Source organism: Paenibacillus sp. AK121 (genome assembly GCF_019042715.1).
GTDB lineage: Bacteria > Bacillota > Bacilli > Paenibacillales > Paenibacillaceae > Paenibacillus > Paenibacillus polymyxa_C.
Genome location: NZ_JAHPJM010000002.1, coordinates 282,841 through 300,205, shown reverse-complemented (window position 1 = coordinate 300,205; position 17,365 = coordinate 282,841). Strand labels below are relative to the sequence as shown.

Annotated in this window: 17 protein-coding genes; 7 read left to right on the top strand and 10 right to left on the bottom strand. The window is 44.8% G+C overall.

The features are described from left to right. Nucleotides 1-34: 34 nt before the first annotated feature. Both KSP24_RS04615 and KSP24_RS04610 read right to left on the bottom strand, forming a co-directional pair. The gene (locus tag KSP24_RS04615) at nucleotides 35-247 is read right to left on the bottom strand and encodes a cold-shock protein (RefSeq protein WP_016822696.1); all 213 of its coding nucleotides are present in this window, start codon (nucleotides 245-247) and stop codon (nucleotides 35-37) included. A gap of 119 nt (nucleotides 248-366) precedes the next feature. Continuing rightward, complete coding sequence (locus KSP24_RS04610; RefSeq protein WP_025676707.1) at nucleotides 367-882, bottom strand: DUF2179 domain-containing protein; 516 nt, start codon at nucleotides 880-882, stop codon at nucleotides 367-369. A 155-nt stretch (nucleotides 883-1,037) separates the two neighbouring features. Between KSP24_RS04610 and KSP24_RS04605 the strand changes: the two genes are divergently transcribed. Both KSP24_RS04605 and KSP24_RS04600 read left to right on the top strand, forming a co-directional pair. After that, nucleotides 1,038-1,214 (top strand): CsbD family protein, encoded by a 177-nt coding sequence (locus tag KSP24_RS04605; protein ID WP_013373642.1) that lies wholly within the window; start codon nucleotides 1,038-1,040, stop codon nucleotides 1,212-1,214. Between the two features lie 254 nt (nucleotides 1,215-1,468). After that, entirely contained in the window at nucleotides 1,469-2,512 is a 1,044-nt protein-coding gene (locus tag KSP24_RS04600) for a stalk domain-containing protein (protein ID WP_216974580.1), read from the top strand. Between the two features lie 70 nt (nucleotides 2,513-2,582). Here KSP24_RS04600 and KSP24_RS04595 read toward each other — a convergent pair whose 3' ends face one another. Beyond that, complete coding sequence (locus KSP24_RS04595) at nucleotides 2,583-3,380, bottom strand: copper amine oxidase N-terminal domain-containing protein (protein WP_216974579.1); 798 nt, start codon at nucleotides 3,378-3,380, stop codon at nucleotides 2,583-2,585. A 244-nt stretch (nucleotides 3,381-3,624) separates the two neighbouring features. Here KSP24_RS04595 and KSP24_RS04590 point away from each other — a divergent pair, with 244 nt between their 5' ends. Beyond that, entirely contained in the window at nucleotides 3,625-6,171 is a 2,547-nt protein-coding gene (locus KSP24_RS04590; RefSeq protein WP_216974578.1) for a LamG-like jellyroll fold domain-containing protein, read from the top strand. Between the two features lie 94 nt (nucleotides 6,172-6,265). Here KSP24_RS04590 and KSP24_RS04585 read toward each other — a convergent pair whose 3' ends face one another. Further along, nucleotides 6,266-7,447 (bottom strand): NAD(P)/FAD-dependent oxidoreductase, encoded by a 1,182-nt coding sequence (locus KSP24_RS04585; protein ID WP_013373647.1) that lies wholly within the window; start codon nucleotides 7,445-7,447, stop codon nucleotides 6,266-6,268. 27 nt (nucleotides 7,448-7,474) lie between these two features. Beyond that, on the bottom strand, nucleotides 7,475-7,906 hold the full coding sequence (locus KSP24_RS04580) for a DUF1641 domain-containing protein (RefSeq protein ID WP_013373648.1): 432 nt from the start codon (nucleotides 7,904-7,906) through the stop codon (nucleotides 7,475-7,477). 499 nt (nucleotides 7,907-8,405) lie between these two features. Here KSP24_RS04580 and KSP24_RS04575 point away from each other — a divergent pair, with 499 nt between their 5' ends. After that, on the top strand, nucleotides 8,406-8,801 hold the full coding sequence (locus tag KSP24_RS04575) for a rhodanese-like domain-containing protein (protein ID WP_016822691.1): 396 nt from the start codon (nucleotides 8,406-8,408) through the stop codon (nucleotides 8,799-8,801). 28 nt (nucleotides 8,802-8,829) lie between these two features. On the opposite strand, the gene KSP24_RS04570 is transcribed toward KSP24_RS04575, so the two are convergent. Then, nucleotides 8,830-9,654 (bottom strand): HNH endonuclease, encoded by an 825-nt coding sequence (locus KSP24_RS04570; protein WP_025676692.1) that lies wholly within the window; start codon nucleotides 9,652-9,654, stop codon nucleotides 8,830-8,832. A 261-nt stretch (nucleotides 9,655-9,915) separates the two neighbouring features. Here KSP24_RS04570 and KSP24_RS04565 point away from each other — a divergent pair, with 261 nt between their 5' ends. Beyond that, nucleotides 9,916-11,409 (top strand): alpha-amylase, encoded by a 1,494-nt coding sequence (locus KSP24_RS04565; protein WP_216974577.1) that lies wholly within the window; start codon nucleotides 9,916-9,918, stop codon nucleotides 11,407-11,409. Between the two features lie 64 nt (nucleotides 11,410-11,473). On the opposite strand, the gene gpmA is transcribed toward KSP24_RS04565, so the two are convergent. From gpmA to KSP24_RS04550, 3 genes are all read right to left on the bottom strand, one after another. Beyond that, nucleotides 11,474-12,223: a 2,3-diphosphoglycerate-dependent phosphoglycerate mutase gene (gene gpmA / locus KSP24_RS04560; protein ID WP_216974576.1), complete on the bottom strand. Its 750-nt coding sequence runs from the start codon at nucleotides 12,221-12,223 to the stop codon at nucleotides 11,474-11,476. Between the two features lie 159 nt (nucleotides 12,224-12,382). Next, the gene (locus KSP24_RS04555) at nucleotides 12,383-13,123 is read right to left on the bottom strand and encodes a Bax inhibitor-1/YccA family protein (protein ID WP_216974575.1); all 741 of its coding nucleotides are present in this window, start codon (nucleotides 13,121-13,123) and stop codon (nucleotides 12,383-12,385) included. A gap of 149 nt (nucleotides 13,124-13,272) precedes the next feature. Next, nucleotides 13,273-13,560 carry a hypothetical protein gene (locus KSP24_RS04550; RefSeq protein WP_013373655.1) on the bottom strand — a complete coding sequence of 96 codons (288 nt, stop codon included), beginning with the start codon at nucleotides 13,558-13,560 and terminating at the stop codon, nucleotides 13,273-13,275. A gap of 231 nt (nucleotides 13,561-13,791) precedes the next feature. On the opposite strand from KSP24_RS04550, the gene pepT reads away from it, so the two are divergent. Continuing rightward, nucleotides 13,792-15,027 (top strand): peptidase T, encoded by a 1,236-nt coding sequence (gene pepT / locus KSP24_RS04545; protein ID WP_013373656.1) that lies wholly within the window; start codon nucleotides 13,792-13,794, stop codon nucleotides 15,025-15,027. Between the two features lie 191 nt (nucleotides 15,028-15,218). After that, nucleotides 15,219-16,055 carry a methyl-accepting chemotaxis protein gene (locus tag KSP24_RS04540; RefSeq protein WP_216974574.1) on the top strand — a complete coding sequence of 279 codons (837 nt, stop codon included), beginning with the start codon at nucleotides 15,219-15,221 and terminating at the stop codon, nucleotides 16,053-16,055. A gap of 198 nt (nucleotides 16,056-16,253) precedes the next feature. Here the strand turns inward: KSP24_RS04540 and KSP24_RS04535 are convergent, their stop codons facing one another. Further along, nucleotides 16,254-17,129, bottom strand: a complete 876-nt coding sequence (locus tag KSP24_RS04535; RefSeq protein ID WP_013373658.1) for a hypothetical protein — start codon at nucleotides 17,127-17,129, stop codon at nucleotides 16,254-16,256. Between the last annotated feature and the right edge of the window lie 236 nt (nucleotides 17,130-17,365).

The window sequence follows — 17,365 nt, the reverse complement described above, 5'->3', positions numbered from 1 at the left end:
AATCTTTGCAGCGTAACCATAGGCTTACCTTCAATTAAGAACGCTGGGCGACAAAGGAATTGCCCGTCCGATTGAGAATCGGCAGCATTCGCATTTCCTGTCCCATCGTGGCTTGGCAGAGTGGACAAGCTGGCTCGCTCAAAAAGGTAAAATCCGTTCTCATCCATCCGTTGCAACCCTCGTTGGTACACGACCAAATAGCCGTATTTTCCTCTGGAATGATTTCCGGGGCCTGGCGTCTGTACATCTATATCCCCCCTTGGTTGTTATAGGGGAACATCCCCTGTCGGCATACTGTTAATTCCCTCCTGTGCGGGTATTAATATGCTCCAACCTACGGAAAATATGCGTATTTTACCAAAATCCTTATTTGCGGATAGCCTTGGTCCAGAAACCGCCGTGAAATTGCTTTGGCTCCACTGTAATGACAAAAGCCTTGGGGTCCAGCTCCAGAATGGATTGATACAACTTATTCTGGTTTTTTCGCTTGGCCAATATCTCCATCACCAAACGTTCTCCATCACGTCCACTGCCCAGCCAGGCTGTAACGCCGTAGCCTTTGTCTCGCAGTGCATTGGCAATTCCTCCATTGATCTCATTACTGATCACCTTCACAGTGACATAACCGAGCGCTATCTTTTCCTCAATCCATGCTCCAATAAGAATACCTACTGCGTAGCCGATGGCGTATACCGCAAGACTTGCCACTTGATCCAGATATCTAAGCACGACATTCAAGCCCAACACATAGACCGTAACTTCCACGGTGCTAATGAGTGCAGCAATGTACTTCTGTCCTTTCAGCGTCAAAATCATACGTAGTGTATACGCCGATACATAAATAAGTTGAATAACGAGAATAAACAATAAAATTTTGAGCATACGCTCACTCCTTATTTCACGATCTAGTTAACCCATATCTAACATTATGCCCCTGACTGTGATCTACAGCCTTACGTTTCGTATTACCCTCGCTCGGGTAATGAGTAACTACAGCATGCTGAAAGAAAGTTTGATTATATGAGGAGGGCTATACCATGAAGGATAACGGAATTAGCGATAAAATCAAAGGTAATGTAAATAAAGCTAAAGGCGAAATCAAGGATCAAATCGGGAACGCTACAGATAATAAGTCACTTCAAGCCGAAGGTAAATTGGATAAAGCCAAAGGCCATCTTCAGGAAACAGCAGGCAAACTGAAGGACCACAAATAATCCAACTTTTGATACCCTAACGCACTGTACTCCAAACAAGTCCGCTGTCTTGTACAGCGGACTGTTTTATTTTGTTCGGTTACTTTTGGAAAAATATTTACGCAAACAGGGCAACTTTTACAGTCGCTTTTGCGTCTAACTAATATAAGCACAACCAATAACAACCCTTCCAACCTGTTGGATTTTGTATGTATTAATGTTACTCTAGTCTATGTATCAAGCTATAATTCTTAAATAAAGGGGTAGACCAACGAATGAAATCATTGAAGTCCATGAAGAAACCAGTCATCATCACTGCCGTGTCGGCCTTGGCCATCTCCGGGGCTCTGTTCAGCCAATCTACATATGCTGCACAAGTAACTAAGCCGATCCAAGCAGTATATAACAATATTAAAATTATCTACAACGGAACCGAGGTTCCTGCTGATGCTAAAACAGAACCATTTCTGCTGGATGGCGTGACGTATATCCCGCTGAAGCTGGCAGGTACAGCTTTGGATAAAAAAGTAACATGGGATGGCACAAACAAACGCGTAGTCATTGCTGACAACGGCGTTCCTATTGATCAATCTACAGTTACAGCACTGAACAATCAGATTACAACGCTGACTCAAGAACTGAACACAGCTAAAGCAGCGAACACTACGAAAGATGCTACCATTGCTCAATTGCAAAAAGACAATCAGACGCTGAAAGATGAAGCGAGCAAAAATAGTTCAGACTCTTTGAAAGATCTCCAACGTAAGCTGAATGATGATCACCGGGATGACTACAACACCAACTCGGATATCATGCTGGATGGTAACAAAAAGGATATTTCAGTGACCATCGAAATGACGAAATCCAGATGGACTGACCTAACCAGCAGCAGAAAGGAAACCTTCCTTGAAGACATCGGTGAAGATATTTTGAAAGAGTATAAAGATGCCGATATAGAGGGTACGGTTAAAAACTCTAGTAATAGAGATAAAATGGCAACCTTTACAATCAACAGCAGAGGCAAGGTTTCTTTGAGGGATGTAGCTTCATCCTTCGATGCAAACACGATCCAACGTGATTTGTTCAACAGATATAGCAACTACGCCGGAGTCGGCTTTGATTTCAGTGTAAGAGGCGACAGTAGTACAGCTGACGTGGATGTTTATGTAGGTTTGGATGACTGGAATAAACTCTCAAGTTTGCAAAGAAGCAACCTGACAGATGGCGTTATTGATTTCCTTAAAAACAGAGAGTCCATTGACAGAATCAATGGAACTGTACGCAACAAGGACAACCGCAACCTAATTACTAACTTCTAAGTATACAAAAGCGACAAAGGCTTTTAGCCCTTGTCGCTTTTTTTATGATGTACAAACATCCTACATTCAATTATTGAATCATTCTGCCTACAGAAGTAATGTATTTTATATAATCACTATCCGCATTAGTTGTACCGATATTTTTTGTATAAACCAAATGACCTGCGCTGGTTATTTTGACTTTGTGAAATGAACCGGGTTTAGAATAAGGATCTACACTATAGGTCCCTTTGCTGTACACAATCATAGGATTAAAGTCAATTTGCTTGAAGACGGGCGATAAGTCGCTCTTATACGTAGCATGAATATTCAATACACCCTGCTTTTGATCCCAGTTAAAAGAAGTAAGATCAAATGCATTTGCATCAATGACTTGGGCCAAGTCTTGTCCCTTAAACCTCATAAGAACTGGACTTTCCGTAAAGCTATCATGTCTTAGCTTCAATAAGCCACGCTTGGAATCCCACTCCATCTGCGCATCTGTATCTTTCAACAAAATGGAAACTGATAAAAACATCGCGTTGCTTTTCATGATGGAGACTGTGTCCATTGTCACCGGCTCACCGTTAACCGATATTTCGGGTGATCCGATCGTAGCCGTTACATTACGGCCTAGCAAATCAACAGAAGCCGTTTTGTTCGCTGCATTATAAGTTACTTTGCCGCCCAGTATATCTTCAGCAGCTTGAAGCGGTATAAGCAGTCTGCCCTTCGTATCCATAAAAGGTGATGCAGGATAGGTGTATAAAACGTAATGATTATTTACCTTCAGGTGTATAGGGGTCTGAGCTTGGGCTGATGTCGAATTCGAGTGTACAGTAGCAACACTAAATAAAATTATAAGGCATACTAGCAACCTGATTTTCATAATACCCTCCTTTATTGATAAACAGCTCACAAATATAACTGTTTTTTTCATATATAACGTACCTCCACCAATACATATAGTCAACCATAATTTATAATCTCTACCTAATTATAGAATATGGCACCTTCTCTACAGTCATTTAATTCATAAATACATTAATAATATTTATAAACATAAAGGTATTTTAGCGATGAAAGCAGAATGTATCACTGTATTCCAATTTAGAAAGGGGTAAATGTATACGATGAGAAGTTTTGTTAAACGTAGAGTCAGGTCGAGCATTGCATTAACAATGACTTTATTATTGGCAATTGCAGCCGTACCTTCAGGTACAATGGACGCCGCCACAGCGGATCCGAACCAGAATAATAAGCAGAATGTGCCGACCTTCTCTAATGTATCGGTTCATGATCCTTCGATTGTCAAAGACGGTGATACTTATTATGTGTTTGGGTCGCATATCTCCGCAGCAAAGTCCAAAGATCTCACAAACTGGACTTCTTTTGCAAACGGTTACACAACGCCTGGGAATACCCTTTACGGGGATTTATCGAAGAATCTGGCCGGATCTTTCGCTTGGGCGGGCGAGAATGATGCGGATAGCAAGGGAGGATTCTCAGTATGGGCGCCGGATGTATTTTGGAATGAGCATTATGTCAATAAGGATGGCTCAAAAGGGGCCTATATGATTTATTATAGTGCCTCCTCCACCTATATACGTTCCGCGATCGGTATTGCCGTTGCACCCAACATTGAAGGCCCCTATCAATATGTGGATACCATTGTGAACACTGGTTTTACAAAGGAGACTGCATTCGATAAAGATAGCAAAGTGGATAAAAAGTGGACCAATACGCCGATTTCTCAACTCATTAATGAAGGCAAGCTGAAGAGGCCTAGAGCAGGATGGTTTAACGCCGATGGTTCTTATGCGAATCGGGTGTTCCCGAATGCAATTGATGCAGCAGTCTTTTATGATACAGACGGGCGCTTATGGATGACGTACGGGTCATGGTCCGGAGGAATATTTCTACTGGAGCTGGATAAAGCAACTGGCAAACCGATCTATCCAGGCCAAGATGGAACTACAGAGGATGGCCGTCTGATTGATCGCTATTTTGGCACCAAGATCGCAGGTGGATACGGTGAGTCCGGGGAAGGTCCATATATTGAATACAACTCAAAGACAGGTTACTACTATCTGTATGTAACCTATGGCGGACTTGCAGCGGACGGTGGGTATAACATGAGGTTATTCCGTTCCAAGAGTCCGGCAGGACCTTATAAGGATGCCAAAGGACAGAATGCCGTGCTTCCAGCAAACACCAAAAATGTAGCCTATGGCAACAAACTAATGGGTAACTTCTTGTTCGATAGCAAAATAGGCGATCCAGGTACAGGTGTGGGCTACGGCTATGTATCTCCTGGGCATAACTCGGTATACACCGATCCTGCTACCGGACAAATGTTTGTTGTCTTTCATACCCGATTCCCTCAGCAAGGGGAGACTCATGAGCTGCGTGTACACCAAATGTTCATGAACCAGGATGACTGGCCTGTTGTAGCTCCTTACCGTTACGGCGGCGAGACGCTTACAAAGCTGGATGAGAAACAATTCATTGGTGATTATCAATATATTAACCATGGCAGTGATTCCTCGGCGACGGTCAAAAATACACAGTTCATTCAGCTGAGAGCAGACCATACGATTAAAGGCGATGTGCAAGGAACATGGCGCAAGTCGGGGGATGCGAATGTCCAACTAACACTGGATGGTGCTGTATATGATGGAGTATTCCTGAGACAATGGGACCAGGTTACAAATCAATACATCCTTGCGTTTACAGTTCTATCGAATAAAGGTGAAATGGCCTGGGGCAGTAAGCTCCCTGATATGACGGATACGACAGTCGTTGACAGTGTATATCGTGAATTAGATCTTGGCAATACGAGCCGGATGACGGCTAATCTGACGCTTCCGAAGGAAGGCAGTCGGCAATCGTCCATTACCTGGAAAACTTCAGACCCAGGCGTCATTTCCGATACTGGTGAAATCAAGCGCCCCGGGATCGGAGAAAAGGCTGTATCCGCCACTTTGACAGCTACCATTACCAAAGGGGACAGCAGTCGGGACAAAGCTTTTAACATTACGGTAGCTCCTTATGAGAAGGCAACATTGACTGCTTCATACCCATTTGAAAATAATCTAAAGGATCAGAATGATGCTTTTGCCAATGGTAAGGTTATTGGTGACCGAATCGATCGTCAGGGAGGAAGTATATCCTACGCTGAAGGCGTAAGAGGCCAAGCTGTAGTCCTTGATGGACAGTCAGGTATTGCTCTGCCTGAAGGACTCATATCCAGTTCAGCCTATTCTGTGTCACTGTGGGTGAAACCTAGCGAATTGACTGTGCATACACCAACTTTTTTTGGAGCTATGGATAGCAACCACTGGGTTAGCCTTCTGCCCAGAGGACCTGAGAAGGATAACACCATGGTCTGGTCCGGCAGCTCAACTTGGTATACCGGCAGTACTGGCCTGAAGATCAAAGCCAATGAATGGACACACCTTGCCTTTACTGTAGATCATGGAGTGCTAGAGGTGTATGTGAATGGGAAAATTCAGTTTACCGGGTCAGGGTTTCCGGATGTCTTTACCTCTAAATCTGGAACATTCAGCTTAGGGGTCAACTGGTGGGACCCTGCATTCAAAGGTTCTATGGATGAGCTGAGTATTTTTGAAGGCGCGCTCCCTCCTGCACAGGTGGAAGAGTTAGCCCAGATGAAGTGAATTAAAACTATCTGTGAATGGTGAGCATCACTAGTGTCAAAGAATGAAAAAAGAGAGCGCTGAACAGCGCTCTCTTTTAATAAACCAATAAATATTAGTAGGCCAATGCAAAAAGTCCTTTGATATGGGACAAGTAACGGATGTTACTGCCTTCTTTCATCAAAGTAGCTACAGCGCCTTTCAGTTGGGTGCCATTCGCGCCTACAGTACCGATCGCGTCTGTTCTTCCCAAGCTGCCCAGTGTACCGGAGAACACTGGCGTAAAGCGTTCCATTTTCGCTCCGTTGAAATAAGCGAAGATGTTGTAACCAACTAATTCGCCCATTTGCCAAGCCAACTGTGCAGTTGGAGGGTATGGACGCTCGCCTTCACCTGGGAACACTACTGCGCTGTCGCCAGCGAGGAAGATGTCTTCGTGGGAAGTCGATTGCAGTGCGCCATTCACAGTTGCGCGACCACGGTTTACTTCGATACCGGATGCGCCAACCAGTGCATTACCTTGTACGCCGCCTGTCCAGATCAGTGTGTTCGTTTTGATCGAACGTCCGTCTTTCAGGAGAACTTCGTCAGCTTTCATTTCTGTAATCGGAACACCCGCTACGATTTGAACGCCACGTTTTTCAAGGCTTGTTACTGCACGATCAACCAATGGTTGAGGAAAGCCTGCCAAAATAGATGGTCCAGCTTCTACGCAATACAAGTTGATATCTTCGTAGTTGATGCCTTTTTCACGGCAAACTGCAGGCAGTTTGTCAGCATATTCGCCCACCAGCTCAACACCAGTCAGACCGCCACCACCGATAACGATTGTAGCGTCCGCTTTGTTACCGGATTGCTTGTAAGCATCCAGACGAGCTTCCACATGTGCGCGGATGCGATTAGCTTCTGCTACTGATTTCAGCGTGAAGCTATGCTCTTGCAGCCCTGGAATACCAAAGTATGCCGTTTCACTGCCCAGGGAAATAACGAGAGCGTCATAGCTCAACGTAGCACCACTGGCCAAGGTTACTTTCTTATCGTCCGGCTTGATTTCGGAAACTGTATCCACTTTCAGGATAATATCTTTGTTGCGCAGCAGTTTTTCCAAAGGAAGCGCCACAGCTTTTTCGGCAATAGTACCTGCCGCCAAACGGTGCAGTTCCGTAATAATTTGGTGCGACGCAAAGCGGTTTACCACTGTAATGGTTGCTTGGCTAGCGTCCATATGCTGGCGTGCTGTAAGAGCGGCCAGCAATCCGCCGTATCCGCCGCCCAAGATCAAAATTTGCTTCGACATGTCCATCCTCCGTTCTCGATCAGGTAATTATTTGCTTTCGCGTTGGCGCTCATTCAGAATATCCAGGAAAGCCTGGCTGAAACGCAGCGTTTTTTGTACATTAGGATCTTTAAGCATTTTGAGCAGGCCAAACAGACCTACACTGCCGTCCGTAGTTTGTACACGGTCATTTGCTTCAATTGCAGCAGAAGCCAATCCTTTAGCCGAATCTGTAACAGGCTTCACAAACTCTCCCATGGAGTTTTTCATATCTCCGATAAAGACAGGGTCAGTTGCCAGACTGCGTGCTACATCATAAGCATCGGTCATAAAAGTAACCATCTCAGTCAACTTTGGCAGATTCTCTACCAGTACGGTCAGCGATTGCTGAACCTCCGGTTTCATCAATTGGTCCAATACATCCCGAGACTCTTTGGTAGCTTCTTGTGTTACGGCCACCTCTTGTTGGTTTTCAGACATGCGTGAACGTCCTCCTTTACTGTGAAAATAGAAGTCCATTCCTTTCTCGTAACCTGTATCATAAACTCTAGCAATAAAACGTTCAATGAATTCGCCCTTAAACATGCAAGAAGCACAGCTTAAACCGGCCTATACCCTAAAGGGCAAGACTGATGATCGCAGATGCCAATTGTATATTGCTTGGACGTTATTCTGTTGTTGTTACTGCTGCGGAATATCTCACGAAGCGCTCCCTCGTGACTACAACAGGACGAAACGGAACCCTATACCTCTATATTACACCTTTCACAACCCAATCGTCGAAGAAATTTTAAATTTGCACAAATTTCTGCAAATTTTTTATTGTTATTTTAGATAAAAACTAGAATAAGCACGATTTTTGTCTAAGTTTACCTTAAAAAAGGGGCATTTTATACTAGAGATGGGTAATAGAGAGAGTGAGTTTCTGTTCATTAATATGAAAACCAATACAAAACGTATTCCTACGGAGGGTTGAACGATGGCTAAAACATTTGCAGATATGGTTCAAGAAGCGAGGCAGCATGTTCAGGGCATTACTTCACAGGAGGCACGTCAGCGAATTGAATCAAATCCGGATACATTCGTTATCGACGTACAGGATTCTCATGATGCAGGTGCTTGCGGCCTAATTCGCGGAAGTGCCAATATTTCACTAGGCATGCTGCCCATCCGCGCTGACCTGGGCGTTCCACAAGATTTGCGTGATGAACGCTTACGTGACCGTAACCGCCCGATTATCACCACCTGCGGAGCAGGCGGACAAGCCGCACTGGCAGCTTATATACTCCAACAGATGGGCTTTACCGATGTGGCCTTTATCGAAGGCGGTACAACAGCCTGGAAGGAATCCGGCTTTGAAGTAGAACTGTACTAAGGGAATGTTGCCGATTCCCCAGATCGTCCTAGGTACGTAAGGTGTCCTCAGAAGTATCGGGAGGCTCAAAATCATTCGGAATCGGCAATGGCACACCAGACTCGATGAATTCCTCTACATCACGGGCAGCTTTAACTTGATTGCACTCATTGCAGGCGCATACACAATTTACTGGCGTGGTGTGTCCACCTTTAGCCCGAGGAAGTAAATGATCAATCGTGTCACCATAGCCACCGCAAAAAAAGCAGGTATAGCGGTCACGTTTAAGCACATATTGGCGGAATTCCTTGTTGCTATAAAGTCTGCGGACCGTGTACGGATTTACAATCACCGCCATGCGTTCTCTGACCAGAGTCATCGCCAAATCAAGTTCAATCTCCTGATGCCAGCGTCTCCCTTGGTCGGTTTTGCCTCTTAGCCGAATCATGCCATTGCGATTAAGCCGCAACGCACGGGTATCCGCAGGCTTCAGCCTGCTAAGCAAATGGCGAACCCGTTGCCGATGGCGCTCACGCGCTTTGTCCGTGACGGGCTTCCTACGGGGGCGTTGAGAATCATTAGAAGGCTGCGCGGACGCTTCCAGACGATACGCAGCCGTATCTGCTTCGGAGCCATGCCGCTCCACAGGAGCAGCCAAGGGCTTCGTTTCCTCATGGGAAGGATCGGACGTAACCGCCCGTTCTTGCGGGGCTAACCCCCGGCAGGAACGGCAGGGACCACGCCGGGAATAAGGCCCTGCCCGGCGACCGGTTCTGCGCTGAAAGTCCGTTAATGGTTTTGTCTCCTGACAATACGTACATTTTTTCATCAGCGGTTCTCTCGCTTCATCCTTATCCTGCTGCGGGTCTGTCACGTTCATCCCTCCTTCCCTCTCTTGGTCGAGCTTATGGTTTGCCCGAAATCCGAACTATTGCTAAGTTAGATTCATTTTACCGTTTTCACGTTTCCTTTTCTAGCCATCGAGTCGTTGTGATCACTCAATGTATAACAAATTTTAATGATTTAGCATACGTTATACAGCGATCCATGTTCTTCATCAACATCATATTGGCCATCAGACGTTTAGCCCCCCTCACTTGGTGGGTAACTTGTTATATATGAAGGAGGGACGCACATGAAAAGGAACCATACGATGATGCAATTTTTCGAGTGGAATGTCAAAGCTGACGGTTCCCACTGGAAAAAGCTTGCCCGCCTGGCACCGGAACTGAAGGCCAAAGGAATTGACGCGATATGGATTCCACCTGTCACCAAAGGCCAATCTCCTGAGGATACGGGTTACGGCGTCTATGACCTTTACGATCTGGGCGAATTTGACCAAAAAGGTGCAGTGCGCACCAAATACGGAACCAGGGAAGACCTGCTGGAAGCTGTCGCATCCTGCGTTCGCCACGGCGTAGCCGTCTATGTCGATCTGGTCATGAACCATAAAGCTGGTGCGGATGAAACCGAAGTATTTAAAGTCGTCGAGGTCAACCCGGATAATCGTAATGAGGTCATTTCCGAGCCCTTTGATATCGAAGGCTGGACTAAATTTACATTCCCCGGCCGACAAGGTAAGTATTCCACATTTCAATGGAACTTCGAACATTTTAATGGAACGGATTACGATGCAAGTCAGGACCGGACAGGAATCTATCGTATTTTAGGTAAAAACAAAAACTGGAGCGATAATGTAGATGATGAATTCGGCAATTATGATTATTTAATGTTCGCCAATATTGACTATAATCATCAGGATGTGCGCAAGGAAATGATCCGCTGGGGCAAATGGCTGGTGGATACTCTACAATGCAACGGATTCCGTCTGGATGCGATCAAGCATATTAATCATGAATTTGTACGAGAGTTTGCTACAGAAATGATTAAAAAGCGTGGGCAGGATTTTTATATGGTAGGAGAATTTTGGAAACCAGATCTAGAATCTTGCCAAAAGTTTCTGGATACCATCGATTATAAAATCGACCTGTTTGACGTATCCCTCCACTACAAACTACATAGCGCTTCCTTGGGTGGTAAGGATTTCGATTTAAGCACCATTTTCGAGGATACGCTGGTTCATACCCATCCCCTGAACTCGGTTACTTTTGTCGATAATCATGATTCCCAGCCGCACGAAGCGCTCGAATCTTGGGTAGAGGACTGGTTTAAACCCAGTGCCTATGCACTCATCCTACTGCGGAAAGATGGTTATCCCTGCGTATTCTACGGTGATTACTACGGTATCCAGGGACAAACGCCTGTGGAAGGCAAGCAGGCTGAGCTAGACCCGCTCCTATATGCCCGATACCACAAAGCTTATGGTGAGCAAAAAGATTATTTTGATGATCCCCATACGATTGGATGGGTTCGTCAGGGCATTCCTGAGCTACACGGCTCTGGATGTGCTGTGGTGATCACTAACGCAAATGACGGGGAAAAGCGCATGTTCGTGGGTAAACAACGTGCAGGAGAAAAATGGACCGATTTGACCGGGCATCACGATCATACCATAAAGATCGAACAGGATGGCTATGGCATATTTCCCGTTCGTGCCGGCAGTGTATCGGTATGGGCACTTCCTACCGAGGAAGACAGCCTGGAAACAGAGGATACCGCGAGCGCTTGATGTATATTAACACAAAGAGGACAGGATGCAAGAAGGCGCCCTGTCCTCTTTGTTGTATGGAAAGTCATTCCGTCACCTTGCTTTGGTTGGCCACAGCCTGTTTCTTTGCCTCTACATGACTCGGATCACCAAGATAGAAGCGCCGAATAGGATCGATATGCTCATCCAGCTCATACACCAGTGGAATGCCTGTCGGAATGTTTAAATCCAGCAGAGTAGCTTCATCCAAATTTTCCATATACTTGATCAGGGCCCTTAAGGTATTACCGTGTGCTGAAATGATAACCCGGTCCTTTTTAAGAATCAACGGCACGATCCGCTGCTTCCAAAACCCACCAACCCGATGCACCGTGTCTTCCAGACTCTCCCCAAGCGGTAGCTCCTCTGGCTTAATATGGCGATAACGCTCTTCCCGATGTGGACTCCGTTCATCCTGCGCATCCAACATAGGAGGTCGCACCGTCAAGCTACGCCGCCAAATATGAACCTGTTCCTCGCCGTATTGCACGGCGGAATCCAGCTTGCTGAGCCCCTGAAGCGCACCATAGTGGCGTTCATTCAGCTTCCATGACTTCTGCACGGGTATCCACAGATGATCCAGCTCATCCAAGATATGATACAACGTGCGGATAGAACGTTTTAGCACAGAAGCAAATGCCAAATCAAACGTATACCCAGCCTCCTTGAGGATACGTCCTGCCTCAATAGCCTCACGAGTTCCCTGTTCAGTCAGATCGACATCCGTCCAGCCTGTGAACAAGTTTTGTCGGTTATACACGCTTTCTCCATGCCTCACCAACACCACTTGATACATATACCTCACTCCTCACCTATCTATCCTCTATGTTTTACCCAACTTCTATGTATTTAACGTAAAATGCATTTTTTAAACCGCCTCTTTCATACAAAGAAGGACGACATTCAGCCGTCCTTCTTTTCGTCCTACTTGAACCATATGAAATAGTCGCAGACCTTAGTCCCTATTGCTAAGCTTAGCTAACAAATCCAATATTCGTACATATAGCCACACTAACGTTACCAGCAATGCAAAGGCGCCATACCATTCCATATATTTGGGTGCACCTTGATCAGCTTGTTCCTCAATGAAATTAAAATCTACGAGCAGATTCAAAGCAGCAATGATGACGATAAATAAACTAATGCCAATACCCACCCAGCCCGTTTCATGGATATATGGAACATTCATACCGAAAAAATTCAAAATAAAATCAACCAGCGTCACCAGAAAAATCGCCATCGTACATAGGACAACAAACGAGATAAAGCCGCGTGTCACTTTGATGATTCGTTGTGTATACATAAAGAGCATCAAGAACAAGATACCCACAGTCAGCAAAATAGCATTAACCACAATTCCAGGGTACTCATATTCCATAAACACGGAAACGCCACCCAAAGCAAAACCACTCAGAATCGCATATACAGGTGAGAGTAATGGAGCCGTTTTGGGAAAAAAGGATATCGCAAGCGCTATGCCTGCCATCCCAATAAAGCCTGATGTCAGCAACGATAGCACCTCTACGGTTCCTTGGAAGGTCATATACCAGGTAATACTGCCAGAGACGATGAGCAAGACCAGCAGAAGCAACGTTTTGTTCACCGTTCCTCCGATGGTCATACGTTGTTCGCTAGCTTCTCTTTCATCTTCACGCAAAAAAATGTCATCACGTAAAACCGGATTGCTAAAGCTCATACAGGGTACTCCTTTTCGATGTGTTATTTACGATGTCATATGTATATATCGGTACAACCTGAAAAAAGTTTCAGAAAATTTCAAACAATAAAAAAACTCTAACCTTGCTTTTCAGCAAAGCTAGAGTTAGAGGGTCAAGTCGTTACAGATTAAAAATCAGCAGTAGCAATTTGGATGCTACCTGTTACTGCTCCAACTGGAGTAGCTTGGAGAGCAGCTACCAGCAGCAAGGCAACTTCTAACGTCAGACTATTGCCCGCCGGAATAGTATAAGTGATCACAGGAGCATTGACACGGGTAACCACAAGATCCACTGGATTGGCACCGAAATTATTAACGGTAATTGTAGCATTACTACCGCCTCTCAGGTTTTCAAAAAAGGACTTACCTACACCAGCAGCAAGATTGTAAATTTGCGAAGGTAAAAGGATCGCCATAGAATTCACCTCCCTTGCGTTTGATAGTGTATTCTATGCTTCCAATCTATGAACGTAACGTTAAGTGACTCAGTAATAAGACACAATTTAAAAGACTCATAGATTAACATTTCTCTATATGTGCTAAAAACAACCTGTCATTCTGAAAGGTTAAACCATTTTTTTCATATCGTAAGCCTAATCATGATAAAATACGTACCATAATGAAAAAGACCCAAGGAGGATAACCACATGAAACAGGAACTGATTGACCGCCTGACTACATATGTACAGGTAGATACCCAATCCGACGAAAGCAGCCACACATGCCCCACCACACCCGGACAGCTCACATTGGGCAACCTCCTGGTAGACGAACTGAAAGCCATCGGTATGACAGACGTAACCATTGATGATCATGGTTATGTGATGGCAACCCTTCCCTCCAATACGGATAAAGAAGTGCCCGTCATTGGTTTTCTGGCACACCTCGATACGGCTACTGAGCTAACTGGCGCAGGAGTAAAGCCACAGTTGACGGAGAACTATGATGGAGGCGATATCACGCTGAATGCCTCACTTGGTGTAGTCCTTTCTCCACGTGAGTTTCCCGAATTGACTCAATATAAAGGCCACACCCTGATCACAACAGATGGCACCACCCTGCTCGGTGCAGACAACAAAGCCGGTATCGCAGAAATCATGACAGCGATTCACTATCTGATTGATCATCCAGAAATTCAACATGGCAAAATTCGTGTTGCTTTTACACCGGATGAAGAGATTGGAAGAGGACCTGAGCGCTTTGATGTAGCCGCCTTTGGCGCTGAATATGCTTATACGGTAGACGGCGGACCGCTCGGAGAGCTGGAGTATGAGAGCTTCAACGCCGCGGCTGCTCATATTACCATTCATGGTGTAAATGTACATCCCGGTACGGCTAAAAACAAAATGATCCACGCTGCCAAAATCGCTATGGAGCTGCACAGTAGATTACCTGTGAATGAAGCCCCGGAATATACAGATGGGTACGATGGCTTCTATCATCTGTTGGAGTCTACTGGCACAGCAGAACAAGCCAAACTCTACTATATTATCCGCGATTTTGATCGTGAGAGCTTTGAGAACCGGAAAGCTTATTTGACAAATATCGTAAAAGAGCTCCAGGCTGCCTATGGAGACAACCGTATTACGCTGGAGCTGAGAGACCAGTATTACAACATGAAAGAGAAAATTGAGCCTGTCAAGCATATCGTCGATATCGCTCATGAAGCAATGACGAAGCTGAATATTGAACCCATTATCAAGCCGATTCGTGGAGGCACAGACGGTTCACAGCTGTCTTACATGGGACTGCCTACACCGAATATTTTCACAGGCGGGGAGAACTACCACGGTAAGTACGAATATGTGTCGGTGGATAACATGGTGCTTGCAACCAAGGTTATTGTGGGGATTGCACAATTGTTCGAGCAGCGTGGCAAGTAAGCCGCTTATACACAGCACTGACACGTTCAAATTAAATCCGAAGGCATATCGTTTCTATTACGAAACGATATGCCTTTTTTTCTGAATTTTCTTTAAATTCTCAATACTTTTATAACTTTTATCCGTCTTTAGACCGACAATTATATAGGACTATAAAAAATATATTTAGTAAAGAAAGGTAGGCAATCCACTTGAATACAATAGATGCATTAATTGCAGCCATTCCCTACATACAACAGATTATGCGTGAGAAAGTAACCCTTGCTCTCTTCGACCGTACTCACGTTCTAGCTTACACTCAATCGGAGGGTATGGATCTCGGCTTTGAAACCGGCTCGGAGCTGCTTGAGGACTACAAAAATTTCGCCATGCTTAAAAATGGATGCGAGGCCAGCTTGACCCACATTCCGGCTGAATTGCTGGGATATCCTCTCGATATGATCAGTATTCCTGTGTTTGATGATAATGGGAACGTCATTGCAGCGTTTGCCGCTTCCTATAATTTGACCAACAGAAATCAGCTGGATCAAATCGTATCTGAAAACCACTCCATTACCGAGCAGCTCATTGAAATGGTGCAGCATGTAACAGCACATTCAGAGGAGCTACAAGCTACCAGTGAACACATTTTAAAGAACACCCAATTTGCCGTACAAAACTCGGGTAAAATTAATCAGGTCGCTGTATTTATCAAGGAAATTTCCGACCAAACCAACCTGCTTGGATTGAATGCCGCGATTGAAGCCGCACGTGTCGGAGAAGCAGGAGCAGGCTTTGGTGTCGTTGCTCAAGAAGTACGCAAGCTATCTGTAGAGTCCAAAAAAGCGACAGTCGATATTGAGGGAGCCCTTAAGGATGTACAGAACTCCATTCGTCAGATGGAGCAGGAAATAGAGCAAATTGTTGCTTCTTCTCAAGAGCAGGCGACTCTGGTAGGCTCTTTCACCGAAGTCATGGAGCGTATGCGAAAGGCGAGCGAAACGATGCAACATCTGGCCGATAACCTGACTTCCTATATTGTAAAATAATTAATATTGTTTATTGGCATGAGAAAGGGGAGCGCACTGATCCGCAAATGGCGTAAAAGTGCGTTCCCCTTATTTACAAAATCCCTACTGGGTCTAACAATCCAAATCTAAACTCAAGCAGTATAAGAAAAAACACCATGATTCGAAGGATACACGGGGTCTAACTGCCCCAATGTATTTCCTACCGGAAGAGCAACACTAAGAAACGCTAAGACCATAGTTATCGAGATTAATGCCTTTTTCATTATGAAGCCCCCTTAATAAAATGGTTTGGTATTGCTCTTGCTGCGACAGGGTTGCCAAATCTCGATAAGTCTCGAACAGTGCAACCAGTGTCCTAAAATCAGTATTGGCTTCTACACCAATAGAGAATTGCAGAGAAACAAGGATATAATTCAAGGCAACGATGTACTGTTTCTTTTTCAACTGGTAAATAGCTAATTGGTTGACCAGTTTTAAATAATATACGCGGTTGGCTCTATCTTCATAACCTTCAAATATCTCAATATCATCGGCAAACTCGTTCAGCAGGTCGTCAATATCCCAATTGTTCAAGTTAGCTGCTTCAGCAATACCAACCAATCCCGGGAGTAGCTCCTCGTCATTGTCGTGAAGAAACTGAACATATTCTGGTAAAAGTTCCTTCTTCCCCGAAAGTAAATCAATCGTATATAAATTGGCCTTGGCGAGAAAACGGAATCTCTCTACTTCTTCGTGACCGCTTTGATCCAGCCCCATAAACCAACCCATTTCGCTATACTTCATAATATAATCTCTGGCTTCCTCATACTGGCCCATATTCTGATAATAAATCGATTTCGCTAGATAGCTGTAAGCATAATAAAACACCAGCGGGTGTTTGGCGTTCAATGTCTCGTACTTGCCGTCTGCAGCATTTCTCAGTTGGGTGTGATACAGGCTTTCAGCCAACGAATGCAGATAATCCGCAACCTTGTTCGCTTCATCCCAATCATTACACGTATAGCTGATTCTAAACAACTCGCAAGCTTTATCGAGCGCGTGGCTGTCCGACAACAAATAAATAGCTTCCCTTTGGTTCAGGACCTCTTCCACTAAACCCCGCCTCCCTATCCTGAAAATTAAAGTCACCCCTAGCCTAGTGGCTATTCTTCAGGGTAGTTATGCTGTTAGACTCCCTTTTTTTGCATACCAGTATATTACAAATATAGTCAAAACCTAACTTGAAGTCAATTCAATTATCGGTACATTCATACTTTTGCAACCTGACATGGATGTGTATATTTTACTGGTTACGAATAGATGATTTTCATTATCGAAATAATGCTAAA